Source organism: Labilibaculum manganireducens (assembly GCF_963665805.2).
In the GTDB taxonomy this organism is placed as follows: domain Bacteria; phylum Bacteroidota; class Bacteroidia; order Bacteroidales; family Marinifilaceae; genus Labilibaculum; species Labilibaculum manganireducens.
Genome location: NZ_CAXXEE010000003.1, coordinates 1,348,025 through 1,360,744, shown reverse-complemented (window position 1 = coordinate 1,360,744; position 12,720 = coordinate 1,348,025). Strand labels below are relative to the sequence as shown.

At 36.4% G+C, this 12,720-nt stretch carries 10 protein-coding genes; 8 read left to right on the top strand and 2 right to left on the bottom strand.

Annotated features, from left to right (window positions below; genetic code table 11):
* Positions 1-245 precede the first annotated feature (245 nt).
* From ACHZAX_RS05090 to ACHZAX_RS05070, 5 genes are all read left to right on the top strand, one after another.
* Entirely contained in the window at positions 246-2,534 is a 2,289-nt protein-coding gene (locus tag ACHZAX_RS05090) for a T9SS type B sorting domain-containing protein (protein WP_320018277.1), read from the top strand.
* Between the two features lie 79 nt (positions 2,535-2,613).
* Positions 2,614-3,540, top strand: coding sequence for an ABC transporter ATP-binding protein (locus ACHZAX_RS05085; protein WP_320018276.1), 927 nt, complete (start codon positions 2,614-2,616; stop codon positions 3,538-3,540).
* A 58-nt stretch (positions 3,541-3,598) separates the two neighbouring features.
* Positions 3,599-4,834, top strand: coding sequence for an ABC transporter permease (locus tag ACHZAX_RS05080; RefSeq protein ID WP_320018275.1), 1,236 nt, complete (start codon positions 3,599-3,601; stop codon positions 4,832-4,834).
* 124 nt (positions 4,835-4,958) lie between these two features.
* Positions 4,959-5,630, top strand: coding sequence for a Crp/Fnr family transcriptional regulator (locus ACHZAX_RS05075; protein ID WP_320018274.1), 672 nt, complete (start codon positions 4,959-4,961; stop codon positions 5,628-5,630).
* A 199-nt stretch (positions 5,631-5,829) separates the two neighbouring features.
* Positions 5,830-7,029 carry an FprA family A-type flavoprotein gene (locus tag ACHZAX_RS05070; protein WP_320018273.1) on the top strand — a complete coding sequence of 400 codons (1,200 nt, stop codon included), beginning with the start codon at positions 5,830-5,832 and terminating at the stop codon, positions 7,027-7,029.
* A gap of 416 nt (positions 7,030-7,445) precedes the next feature.
* On the opposite strand, the gene ACHZAX_RS05065 is transcribed toward ACHZAX_RS05070, so the two are convergent.
* Both ACHZAX_RS05065 and ACHZAX_RS05060 read right to left on the bottom strand, forming a co-directional pair.
* Positions 7,446-8,060, bottom strand: a complete 615-nt coding sequence (locus tag ACHZAX_RS05065) for a hypothetical protein (RefSeq protein WP_320018272.1) — start codon at positions 8,058-8,060, stop codon at positions 7,446-7,448.
* 138 nt (positions 8,061-8,198) lie between these two features.
* Entirely contained in the window at positions 8,199-9,392 is a 1,194-nt protein-coding gene (locus ACHZAX_RS05060) for a pyridoxal phosphate-dependent aminotransferase (RefSeq protein ID WP_320018271.1), read from the bottom strand.
* A gap of 187 nt (positions 9,393-9,579) precedes the next feature.
* On the opposite strand from ACHZAX_RS05060, the gene ACHZAX_RS05055 reads away from it, so the two are divergent.
* From ACHZAX_RS05055 to ACHZAX_RS05045, 3 genes are all read left to right on the top strand, one after another.
* Complete coding sequence (locus tag ACHZAX_RS05055) at positions 9,580-10,104, top strand: DUF7935 family protein (protein ID WP_320018270.1); 525 nt, start codon at positions 9,580-9,582, stop codon at positions 10,102-10,104.
* Between the two features lie 104 nt (positions 10,105-10,208).
* Complete coding sequence (locus tag ACHZAX_RS05050) at positions 10,209-11,537, top strand: DEAD/DEAH box helicase (RefSeq protein WP_218973175.1); 1,329 nt, start codon at positions 10,209-10,211, stop codon at positions 11,535-11,537.
* A gap of 666 nt (positions 11,538-12,203) precedes the next feature.
* Positions 12,204-12,704 (top strand): PAAR domain-containing protein, encoded by a 501-nt coding sequence (locus tag ACHZAX_RS05045; RefSeq protein WP_320018269.1) that lies wholly within the window; start codon positions 12,204-12,206, stop codon positions 12,702-12,704.
* Positions 12,705-12,720: the final 16 nt, after the last annotated feature.

Here is a 12,720-nt window from a genome sequence, read left to right as displayed (position 1 = left end):
CTAATACAAATGTATAACCGATCCATTCAGAAAACTGTAACCGATGTTACACATCTAAAAAATAGATGCCGAAAAACTGAACAAAAAATGACATCTAAACGTAAAATACGTGATGAAACGATTTATAAAAATGATTAACGGCTTATTTTTACTGACCAAAATTAGCCTCTTGACTATTTTAGACTATATTTACATCAGTCAAAATTGATTCGTTTAAGTTCTAATTCCATAAAAAAAAGAAGATGATGAGCAGATACAAAGCCAAACTAACGCATCTATCCATAAAAACCAGTTTCGTTTTACTATTGGTGTTCTCAGCTGTTTCAGGGTTTTCTCAAAACGATACGGTTCGTATCAATTCCGATTATCAGATCATGTATTGCTCGGCAACCAATGGTACTGTGTTGCCCATGCAGGAAATACAACTTCTTTTAAAAGGACCAAAAGATAAAAAGTGGTTTGTAAGCTTTTCTGTTAACAACAGTCCTGCCATGATTCTTAATGGTAATGAAGGCATCGATTTTTCAGAGTACAACATGTCTCTCTTTTTTAAGAACACTTCGGGGCACGTAAAAAACTATACCATCGAATTAAAGGAAGCATGGCTTGAAGACTTATCCCCGCTTGTTATTCCTGAAAAATACAAATCTGCAACAGTGCAGGTGATGCCATTGGCAACTCCTGAAATTGAGGATTATCACCCAAAAGTAAAAATCAATACTTCGCAAAGATATGCCGCTAAAATTGGGAAAAACTCAAGCTATTCTGTTTGGGTGCCCAAGGGCGCTGCAATACTGAAAAATGAAAGTAAAATTGAGGATCATAAACAAGAAATTGAATTAAAAATTAAATGGCCGGATCACGAAGCATCAAACTATTTTAAATTGATAGAAACAGATGCATTTGGCTGTAACAGTGATACAATTTTTGCAGGCCTTGAAGTAGTGAAAAGTTTTCAGGTTACTTTCGGTGATAACAACAATCTATGCGAAGGTCAAAGCCTCGTACTCACACCAATTATTGATTTGCCTTCTGATTATTCCTATCTGTGGAGCACCGGTGAAAATACAAAAGAAATTAGCGTAGATAAAGAAGGAACCTATAACCTTACTGTTACTGACCTAAATGACAACCAAATTGTAAAATCCAAAATAGAAGTTTCAACTCAAAAATCACCTGTTGTAAACATTGAAGATCATGTGGTAATAGATGATGAAAATCCTATTCTTGATATTTTCGAAAAAGGATCCACTTATTTATGGTCAGATGGCTCGACAGATTCAGAACTTAACATTTCGGAATCAGGCAAATATTCTGTTACAGTAACATCCGGTAATGGTTGTTCTTCTGCAAAATCATTTTCGGCTAAAATGAAATCAGAACTTTTTGAAATAAATCTGCCGGAAGTGATTCAGTTATGCGGCAATCAAAAAATGAATTTGGAACCAAGTTTATCAATTGATCAGAAGTATAGATATCTTTGGAAAAATGGCTCATCAGATCCTTCAATTGATATCGATAAAGCCGGAGACTATTGGGTAAAAATTACCGATCCGGATGGTTTTCAGCAGACAGCAAACACAAAAGTAATCTATCATCCAAACCCAATAATAGATTTGGGCACAGATATTACTTTGTGGGATGGAGAAAGTGCTGTTTTAGATGCCGGCAATGAGGGCTCTGAATTTATTTGGAATACAGGCGAAAACACTCAAAGCATAAATGTAAACAGTGGTGGTGTTTTTGTTGTTGAAGTAAAAGATCATAACGGTTGTTTAAATAAGGACACTTTATACATACACCACAGAAAAGGTGAGAAATTCGGTGTGTTTTTGGGTGAAGATTATTCAATTTGTTCGGGCGATTCAATATTAATCAATCCTGTAATTGAAGGAAATCCGGTTTATCCATTGCAATACAATTGGCTCGGATTTGCAAACAAAACACCTGAAATCTATTTAAAAGAAAACGGCCATTACTGTCTGGAAGTGACAGACGCTAACGGCAATACAGAATCGGATTGTTTGGAGATTAATTTATTGCCTACTCCGAAAATTGATTTAGGACAGGATCTGAAGAGTTATGCAGATAAAAAAATTGTTTTGGATGCAGGTACTCCAAACTGCTTTTACAAATGGGTAACCGGAGATATTACCCGAAAAATTACCGTTCAAACCGAAGGAAAATATTGGGTGGAAGTTACCACCGACTCAAATTGTACTGCCAGTGATACAATAGATGTAGGCTTTCTCGAGAACTATCCATATGTTGGTTTACCAAAAGCATTCTCTCCGAATGGCGACGGTCACAACGACAAACTATTTGTAAGAGGTGAGGATGTGAAAGAAGTTACCCTGATAATTTACAACCGATTGGGACAAAAACTTTTCGAAACCACAAATATCAATAGCGGATGGGATGGATTTTTCAAAGGACAGATGCAGGATATTGATGTTTATGTTTATGTTCTGGAAGTGACTTTTTTGGATGGAAAAACAGTCATGAAAAAAGGAAATGTAGCCTTACTCCGCTAACTAACAGCAAAATCATCTTCTGTTTGTCATATAAGTTGTGTAAATTTAGAGTTGTCACAAACTAAAAACAACTCTACCCATGCTTGTTGCTAAAAACCTAAGTAAATCCTTCAAAGAAGTTAATGCATTAAACAATATTTCTCTTGCTGTTCAGGAAGGCGAATTATACGGCCTGCTCGGGCCAAACGGAGCCGGAAAAACAACAACAATCAGCATTTTAAGTTCACTGCTAAAGCCAGATAGCGGCGAAATCCTTTATCAGGGAAAATCGCTTTACCAAAACCTGACTGAATCTAAAAAAATGATTGGTATTGTTCCTCAGGAAATAGCTCTTTACGAAGATTTGACAGCCTTAGAGAATTTGAAATTCTGGGGAACTTTATATGGCATAAAAGGCAAAGAACTGCAATCAAAAACGGAAGAACTATTAGATTTTATGGGTTTATCGGATCGGAAAAACCACAAAATAAAAACCTATTCGGGTGGAATGAAAAGAAGAATTAATATTGCAGCAGCTCTTCTTCACGATCCAAAGATCGTTTTTATGGATGAACCAACGGTAGGGATTGATCCGCAAAACAGAAATCTTATTTTTGAAGTCATTCAAGAACTCCATTCCCGTGGACTGACAATGATTTACACTACACATTATATGGAAGAAGCCGAACGTCTATGCGACAGAATCGGCATTATTGATGAAGGGAAAATTATTGCTGAAGGTCGTCTCGAAGAACTTAAAAAATCATCTAAAATCAATGAGGAAATTCGTGTAAGGTTTACAAATGTTCAAAAAACTGACCTCTCAAATATCAATAATCATTTTAATGGCCAACTTTTAATTCATGAGAATCAGATGGTACTGTCAACTTCGCAGGCAAATACCGATTTGCCCATTCTAATTCAAATGTGTACAAATGCAAATCTGCACTTGGAAAATCTTCAGGTAAAAAGTTTAAGTCTGGAGAGTATCTTCCTTGAATTAACAGGAAAATCCTTACGCGATTAAATAGTGCATATCCATTACCAATTTAATGATCTTCCATTCGATTTAAACTGAAAAAATCATGTTCACAATAGCATTTAAAGGCATTCGACAATATTTTAAAGACCGCACAGCAGTTTTACTTTCGCTATTACTGCCTATCGTATTAATTACACTTTTTGCATTGATGTATGGAGGAATAGGGAAAAAAGAAAAATCACGTCCAATTTCTCTTCTGTTTACTGATCAGGACAATACTGAACTGTCAAAAGAAGTATTTAAAACTTTGAACAATCAGGATGGAATGCAGCTTTTTTCCAAAAGCTACGGGGAAGCTTCCGATCTAATCAAAAAAGGTAAAAACACTGCAGTATTGGTTCTGTATAAAGGATTTCAGGATTCTGTAGAAGCAGGAAACAAAGCCCCGATGGAATTATTTTACGATGAAGCCAAGGAAATTGAAATGGGTTTACTGCAACAGGCATTGTGGTCTAATTTATTTGGTATCACAATGAAAAAAGGAATCAAAGGAAAAGTCAACACCTGGATCAAAGAAAAAAATCCAGATCTGTCAGATGCAGAACTTCTGAATATTCAGGCACAGGTTGAAGAGCAGTTTACTGATTTCGATAATTCGGATGACTCAAAAGAAATGGAAAAAAAGTCGAACCTGCCAATGACTGCAATTGTTAGTGAAGAAAAAAATGGTAATCTGGGATTGGTGCAGGCCATTGCAGGCACAGCAATTATGATGTTGCTTTTTAGCGTATCGGGAAGTGGTGCTTCCTTACTAAAAGAAAAAGAAGACGGAACCTTTCGCCGGTTATTGGTATCTCCTATTTCTCCATCCAGTATTCTTTACGGCAAAATGCTGTCGACACTTTTTATGGCCGTGTTACAACTAACAGTCATGTTCTTGTATTCATGGCTTGCCTTAGGATTGGATATATTTATTAATCTGCCAGCCTTACTCCTTATGATTTTATCGGCAGCAATTGCCTGTACCAGTTTTGGGATTTTCATGGCTACTATCTGCAAAAGCAGAAAGCAGGTGGAAAGCTTATCGACCTTGATAATACTGGTTATATCTGCACTGGGAGGAAGTATGATGCCACTTGTTTTCATGCCCGAAATCATGCACAAACTAGCTGTCGTTTCTGTAAACTATTGGGCAATAGAAGGCTTTTTCGATATTTTCTGGAGACAACTTCCTTTATCAGAAATCTATCCAAAAATGTTAGTCTTGATGGGTATTGGTATCGTTCTCACCTCTATTTCAGTTATTAGTTTTAAACGAAATCTTCTGAAATTAGTCTAAAAACCTTCTTATTCAATTGAATCATTAAAAGACATACAAAAATTAAGACCAATTCATCCCTTATTCTTTGCAAACTGCAAAGAAACACCTAATATTGAGAGTAATTTAAAACCTCATAAGAAAAATGCTATTTCAACAACTATCACAATCACCCGTTTTCAGAGGAATTTCTCCTGACGAGATGGAAAATTTGCTGGTCGACTCACAGTATCAGATTAAGAAATTTTCGAAAGGTGACATGCTTGCTTTTCGGGAAGATAAATGCGAAAATCTGATGATTGTTTTAAAAGGCAGTGTAAAAGGCGAAATGCTCGATCCATCAGGAAAAAGCATTAAGATTGAGGATATTATGGCTCCCTATCCTATTGCATCAGCATTTTTATTCGGACAGAGAAATCAATTTCCGGTAAATGTAACTGCAAATGATGAAGTGGAAGTTTTCTACCTGTCCAAAAACTCAGTAATTGAAATGTTTCAAAAAAATAAAGTATTTCTGACCAATTACTTAAATTCTATATCGAATAGAAGTCAGTTTTTAGCCAACAAACTGATGTTTTTAAATTTTAAAACGATAAAAGGAAAGTTAGCAAACTACCTTTTAAAACTGGCTGCCCCCGATAAAACTGAAATTACTTTACCAAAATCTCAGGCAGAAATGGCTCAGTTTTTTGGCGTTACACGTCCTTCTTTTGCCCGAAGTTTAAAAGAAATGGAACAGGAAGGCTTAATTGAAACCAACAGAAGAGAAATAAAAATCCTAAATAAGCAACAACTCATCAGACTTTTACAGCAATAGGTAAGAAAATTGAAAGAAGATGTTGTAGAAGCATTTCGAAAATAAAAATATTCTTAATTTTGTGGGCTGTAAACAAAGTGATCTGTTTTTTTGATCCAAATCAGAGTTCCGAAGATCTCAAACTCATTTTTGTCGCGACAGTAGTTGCTTCAATGAGATAGAAAGGTCTGAATATGCAAAATCGACAAAATCATAAAGAATGCACAATAGAAACAACATTACTGACAAAATTTTCTGGGTAGGAACAAATGACCGAAGCACTCATTTATTTGAAAACTACTGGCCGTTGCCAAAAGGTGTAGCTTACAATTCCTATGTTATCGTTGATGAAAAAACAGCCATTGTAGATACTGTTGAAAAAGGTACTATGGATGAATATTTGGATAACATTACTGAGGTATTGGATGGTCGAAAAGTAGATTATTTAATCATTAACCATATGGAACCTGATCATTCAGGCTCTATCCGTTCTTTGGTTGAACGTTATCCTGAAATGAAAATAGTAGGAAACAAGAAGACATTTCCGATGTTGGAGCGTTTCTATGGAATCAAAGAAAATCTTTTTGAAGTTCAGGAAGGTGATCAAATTGACTTGGGAGAACACAAATTAAACTTCTATATGGTTCCGATGCTGCATTGGCCGGAGACCATGGTTACTTTTGAATCCACACAAGGAATTTTATTTTCAGGAGATGCTTTTGGTGCTTTCGGAACTTTGGATGGTGGTATTTTCGATGATGAGTTGGATTTGGATTATTTGGATGAAGAAATCAGCCGTTACTATTCCAATATTGTTGGAAAGTATGGTCGCCCAACCCAAAATGCATTGAAGAAATTAGGTGGGTTGGAAATTAAAATGATTTGTGCAACCCACGGACCAATCTGGAGAAGTCACGTAGCTGATATTGTTGCCAAATACGACAAGTGGAGTCAGTATAAAACCGATGAAGGTTGTGTTATTGTATATTCTTCGATGTACGGAAACACAGAGAAAATGGCTGATAATATTGCCCGCCAATTGGTTAAAAAAGGAATTAAGAAAGTTCGTATTCACGATTCTTCAAAAACACATCCATCTTATATCATCAATGATATTTTTAAATACCGCGGTGTAATTTTAGGCAGCTGTGCTTATAATGGTGATGTTTTCCCAACCATGGAAACTCTGATTAATGAATTGGAGCACATGGCCATTAAAGATCACGTTTTAGGCGTATTCGGCTCCAAATCCTGGGGCGGTGGCGGCTTAAAACGCCTGAACAAATTTGCCGAAGAAATTAAATGGGAAACTATTGAAGCAACACCAGAAGCTCTTTGCGCTCCTAACAGCGAAGATTTCGATTTGTGCGAAGCTTTGGCTGAAGGAATGGCAAGCCGTTTAAAAGAACTTTACAAATAGAAAATTAGTACTCGATATAATGAACTCCTCCGCATTCGGGGGAGTTTTTTTGTGTCATTTAATTAAAATATATATTCTATAAAGTATCGTCTGATTAAATGTGGAGTTCGAAATTGAGTCCGGAGACCGGAACCCGTTTAGTGAAGAATGCGTTAAGAACAAAAAGTTGTCTGAGCGCAGCGAGTTCTTTTTATTCATATATAAATTTCATAAATAGGAGTTCATGATCTCACAAGCTCGGTAGTTTAGTATTCGAACTAATAACGGGTGGTTGAGGACGTTTTCGATGATTTTTTGTTTACTTTTTCATCCAAGGAAAAAGTAAAAGCCCGTCTGGCTTGAAGACAAAATTTACAACAAACAACTCCCTCAATAATTAAGTTGTTTCTCAATATAATAGAGAATTACTAATTAGATTAGAAAACAATCCCCAACTGAAGACGAATAAAATCATAATTCCGCGAAAAATTTGCACTAAAACCAATGTTACCACTAATATCCGATCCCATTTCCCATCTAACACCAAAGGAAGGAACCAGCCACGCATTATAATCCTTATAATGATTATCATTACAATAAGAATAATTACAATCATCTTCATCTTCCGGATCAATAATCCCCAATGCTATTGTAATTAAATCGGTTCCCAATCCAATATAAGGTTTCACTTTCCCTTCACCCAGAAATAATTTTGCATTCATCAACCATAAAAAATTGGTCTCTTTAAAATTTATTTCATCAGCATAGCCAATATCATAGTAATCTCGCCAAAAGGTAACCGTAAATTCAGTTCCCCAATACACCATTCCATCATAAGAACCTAAGTTTAAGCTAAAAGCAGATCCCGATTTTGAGAATTCTTTCACATCACCGGATGTCCATGCCGGACCATAATGAAAACCAACTTCAAATTTTGAAATGTGATCGATATCAGAAGAATATTTCTCTACGGGTTTTTCGTAAGTATACTGAGCGAAAGATTGATTCGCCAACAAAACAATGACAGATAATAAAAAGAGTTTAGTTTTCATGATGTCCTTTTTAGAATTGATCCTTTTCACTAATAAGACAAACAACTAAACCTCTTCACTTACTCAAACAGCATCTTCCAACAAAAAATGGCTGTCTCATTTGTATAAGACAGCCATTCAATTATATAATTCGATTGATTATTTCAGTTTCTCAACCGATGCTTTTATTCGACTGATAGCTTCTGCCATTTGCTCTTCGCTGGTGGCATAAGACAATCGCAAACATTCAGGAGATCCGAATGCCTCACCAGTTACTGTTGCTACATTAGCATCTTCCAACAAAAACAAACTTAAATCTGTAGAATTGTTAATCGTATAACTTCCATTTGCCTTCCCAAATAATTGAGAAACTTTAGGAAACAGATAAAATGCACCATTGGGTTCACGGGTTTCGAAACCAGGAACTTTTCGTATTTGTTCCAAAGCTAAATCTCTTCTTTTGTGAAATGCTTCTCGCATGGCAACGGTTGTTGACTGATCGCCATCCAAAGCAGCAACAGAGGCAATTTGAGCAATTGAAGATGCACCTGATGTCATCTGTCCCTGTAATTTGTTACAAGCTTTTGCAATCCATAACGGAGCTGCAATGTAGCCAATCCTCCATCCTGTCATGGCATAACCTTTAGAAACACCATTAATCACCACTACGCGGTCAAAAATAGCTGCAAACTGGGCAATACTTTCGTGAGCACCAACGTAATTGATGTGCTCATATATTTCATCTGAAAGAATCGTAATCTCCGGATATTTCACAAAAACGTCAGCCAATGCTCTTAGCTCATCTTTAGAATACAAACTTCCGGTTGGATTACTTGGTGAACTGAATAAAAAGGCCTTTGTTCTTGGAGTAATCGCTGCTTCCAATTGCTCAGGAGTAATTTTAAAATCCTGCTCGATTGGTGCATATACAAAAACATTAACTCCTTCAGCTAACTTTACAATTTCGCTGTAACTTACCCAATAAGGCGAAGGAATAATTACTTCATCTCCTTTATTGATGATACTCAAAATAACGTTGGTAATAGATTGTTTTGCTCCATTTGAAACAACAATCTGATCAACGGTGTATTCCAAATCATTTTCCCGTTTTAGCTTACCTGCCACTGCCTTACGCAATTCAACATAACCAGGAACCGGCGAATAATGAGAATAATTATCATCAATAGCCTTTTGTGCTGCCTTTTTAATGTGGTCAGGAGTATCAAAATCTGGTTCACCTACACTCAGATTGATAACATCAATTCCGAGAGCTTTCATTTCTCTACTTTTTTGAGACATCGCAAGAGTTGGAGACACTTCCATTCCTGCAATTCGATCTGAAACTTTCAACATTCTAAATTAATTTAGGGATTTAGTAAATTGCTTAATACTTTTGTGTTTGTTGTTGTTTTCCCCCTTGATAATTAAAATAAACGGTGCGATTAGTTTATCTTCGAATTATCATTTCAGTGGATAAAGATACAGTTTTTAAATACATAGGGAATCCATAACTATCGAAAAATATAAAGAAACTATTAAAATGAAAGACATTCTTGAAATTAGTAAGTATATCCTGCCATCATTGGTTGTTTTTGCCACTGCTTATCTGCTGATAAAGCAATTTTTAAAGCATGAACAGCGCAAAATTAAACATCAGCTTTTACTGAAGAATCAAAAACAAACCACTCCAATAAGACTTCAGGCCTGCGAACGGTTAATTATTTTTCTGGAACGTATTCATCCCGAATCATTAATTGTTAGAGAAAATACAAGCGGGTTAACAAATTTACAATTGCAGCAAAAATTGATTCTTGCTATTCGTACTGAATACGAGCACAATCTTGCACAGCAACTGTATGTTACCGATGAATCGTGGATGCTGTTAAAAAATGCAAAAGACAGTACAATTCGATTAATTAATACTGAGGCCACGCAAACAGTACCTGAAGATTCTTCAATTGTTTTGTGCAAAGCGATTATTGAAACACACATGCAGCTGCAAAAACCGGCTATCGCAGCAGCAATTTCGGCATTAAAAAATGAGATTCAACAAATATGGAACTGATTTAAAGCATTGAACAGCTATACAAATAAGGACGATAAACAATGAAAGATCGCTAATGTCGGTTTATTTGCCTATTTTTGCACAAATTTTCAAATACCATGGTAATGATTTCATTTGACGACATCAAAATAAGCAAACAGATTAGAATGGCGCTTGACGAGGCGGGATTCGAGAAACCAACAGAAATACAAGAGAAGGTATTTTCCCCTATTCGTGCAGGCAAAGATGTAATTGGGATTGCCCAAACAGGAACGGGTAAAACCCTGGCCTATTTGATGCCGATTTTAATGAAATTAAACTACGCACAAGGATTTGATCCAAGAGCATTAATCGTTGTTCCTACCCGTGAATTGGTTTTGCAGGTTATTGAAACAATTGAATTACTGTCTCCTTATATCAATCTGCGCGCCGTTGGGGTGTATGGCGGAGTGAACATCAATACTCAAAAAGAAAAATTGTATGCTGGTATTGATATCATTGTGGCGACTCCCGGTCGTTTAATGGATATCTACATGACCCGAATCCTGAAGTTTACCCTGATAAAAACTCTTGTTGTTGATGAGGCTGATAAATTAATGGATCTGGGGTTTATGCCTCAGTTAAAAGCAATTTTCGAAATCATTCCTGAAGTTCATCAGAACCTACTGTTCTCGGCAACTTTCTCGGATACGGTTGCTCAATTGGCTGATGATTTCCTAATTAGTCCTGAGCGAATAGAAATTGCCCCACAGGCTTCTACCGTTGAAAACATTCATCAAATTCAATATCAGGCTCCTAATATTCTTAGTAAAATAGCTCTGCTTAAACACCTTTTAAAAGACAAAGAGGTATTTAACAAGGTGATGATATTTACCGAGACCAAGAAGAATGCCGATCGGATTGTAGATCGTTTGGAAGAATTTTTGGGCGAAGACCTAAGTGTAATTCACTCGAACAAAGCACAGAACACGAGGATTAAAGCACTTAACGACTTTAAAGAAGGCAGATCAAGAGTATTGATTGCCTCTGATGTTGCTGCCCGTGGTATTGATATTGATAACATCAGCCACGTGATCAACTTCGACATTCCGAGCAACTACGTTGAGTATGTTCACCGTGTAGGTCGTACCGGACGTGCCGAAAGAGATGGTACTGCCATTAGCTTTGTAAATAAAGGCGAAGAGGAGTTGATGGAACAGGTAGAAGCTTTAATTAAAAAGCCTGTTGAAATAGGAGTTGTTCCTATCGAAGTTGTATTTACAAGCCAATTGCTTGAAGATGAAAAAATACAAACCCGAAATATTAAAATTAAAAACACCATCCGTTTGGATTTATCCAGTGGTGCCTTTCATAAGAAATCAGCTAAAAATTCAAAGACTCCATCGGGTTCAAAAGGCCGCCAAAAGGCAATTGAAAATAAGAAACGAAACCGAAAGAAGAAATCTAAGAAATAAACAAGATATCACTTACACACTTTGCTGGATAATATCAATTAATGCCGTTTCATTCATTTGGAGCGGCATTTTAATTTTTGGGCGTGCCCCTCAATGCTTCAGGTCAGGCTTTCCATTACAACTCCTCGCCTTTTCATCTTAGTGTTTTATGCCTACATCAACAAACTGTTATCAATTTATCTCCTCTCCTGAATATTGAATCAATGCTGTGGGGTTTCCATTTCAATCCTTCACGCAAGTTAACAGTTATTTTTACGGCAAGTTTTATGATAAAATATTTTTTTCCGGACTCCTTTTTTATTTGAAATGTTTCAAAATAACTTATAGTAAGTGGCCTCTTCCTAAAAACCACAATACAATTAAATATTTTGTGTTTTAATTCCTTTTTAAGCTCTATAGTATTACCATTAAGTTATTCATAAAAAGAGTGCTATGATATGTTTTTTCATCTTTTAACATTGTATTGCTGTGATTATTTTTATTGATATATCTATGGAGTTATTTTACTCGTAATTTGTTATATAAAATAGAATAATTACCTTAGTCGCCTGGTTTACTTGTTTTGATCTTATTTATTACTGATTAGTAGAGGAATTAGAGGATAAGTTCCATTTTTTCTGAAATAAAGTACAGAAACAGATTTTGAAAATCCAAATAACAAATAATATGGCTGGAAAACCAATTGCAACAATAGGAAGTATGCACGTGTGTCCGATGTGCAGTGGACTTGTGCCCCATGTAGGTGGACCAATAGCAGGTCCCGGATCACCCAATGTGTTAATTAACGGAAAACCCGCCGCCCTAATGGGCGATATGTGCGTGTGCGTTGGTCCACCCGATGTGGTCGCTCAAGGAAATCCTTCGGTACTAATTAATGGCGTACCTGTAGTGTGCCAAGGCGATATGACAGCTCATGGTGGCATCATAATGTCTGGCGAAGCCAACATCCTTATCAGCACCTCTACCCCCAACCCACAAGTGACCAGCCCAATACAGGAAATTCCTTTTCCCGAAATAAGTATTGCACAAAAACTGGCTTCAAGCGTGGTAGAAATTGTGCGTGGCGATAGTCCCGCAAACCTTCAGGAAGCGCAAGTTAACCAGGAAACATTGCGGGAAGAGGCAAAAAAGAATGGCTTTTTACCAGATATTGATTTTAGCCATTAATTAAAGATTAAATTAT

What these genes read in the sequence shown, in the direction of transcription:
- ACHZAX_RS05090 (WP_320018277.1), top strand. Translation starts at nt 246, where the DNA reads ATGAGCAGATACAAAGCCAAACTAACGCATCTATCCATAAAAACCAGT.
- ACHZAX_RS05085 (WP_320018276.1), top strand. Translation starts at nt 2,614, where the DNA reads ATGCTTGTTGCTAAAAACCTAAGTAAATCCTTCAAAGAAGTTAATGCA.
- ACHZAX_RS05080 (WP_320018275.1), top strand. Translation starts at nt 3,599, where the DNA reads ATGTTCACAATAGCATTTAAAGGCATTCGACAATATTTTAAAGACCGC.
- ACHZAX_RS05075 (WP_320018274.1), top strand. Translation starts at nt 4,959, where the DNA reads ATGCTATTTCAACAACTATCACAATCACCCGTTTTCAGAGGAATTTCT.
- ACHZAX_RS05070 (WP_320018273.1), top strand. Translation starts at nt 5,830, where the DNA reads ATGCACAATAGAAACAACATTACTGACAAAATTTTCTGGGTAGGAACA.
- ACHZAX_RS05065 (WP_320018272.1), bottom strand. Translation starts at nt 8,060, where the DNA reads ATGAAAACTAAACTCTTTTTATTATCTGTCATTGTTTTGTTGGCGAAT.
- ACHZAX_RS05060 (WP_320018271.1), bottom strand. Translation starts at nt 9,392, where the DNA reads ATGTTGAAAGTTTCAGATCGAATTGCAGGAATGGAAGTGTCTCCAACT.
- ACHZAX_RS05055 (WP_320018270.1), top strand. Translation starts at nt 9,580, where the DNA reads ATGAAAGACATTCTTGAAATTAGTAAGTATATCCTGCCATCATTGGTT.
- ACHZAX_RS05050 (WP_218973175.1), top strand. Translation starts at nt 10,209, where the DNA reads ATGATTTCATTTGACGACATCAAAATAAGCAAACAGATTAGAATGGCG.
- ACHZAX_RS05045 (WP_320018269.1), top strand. Translation starts at nt 12,204, where the DNA reads ATGGCTGGAAAACCAATTGCAACAATAGGAAGTATGCACGTGTGTCCG.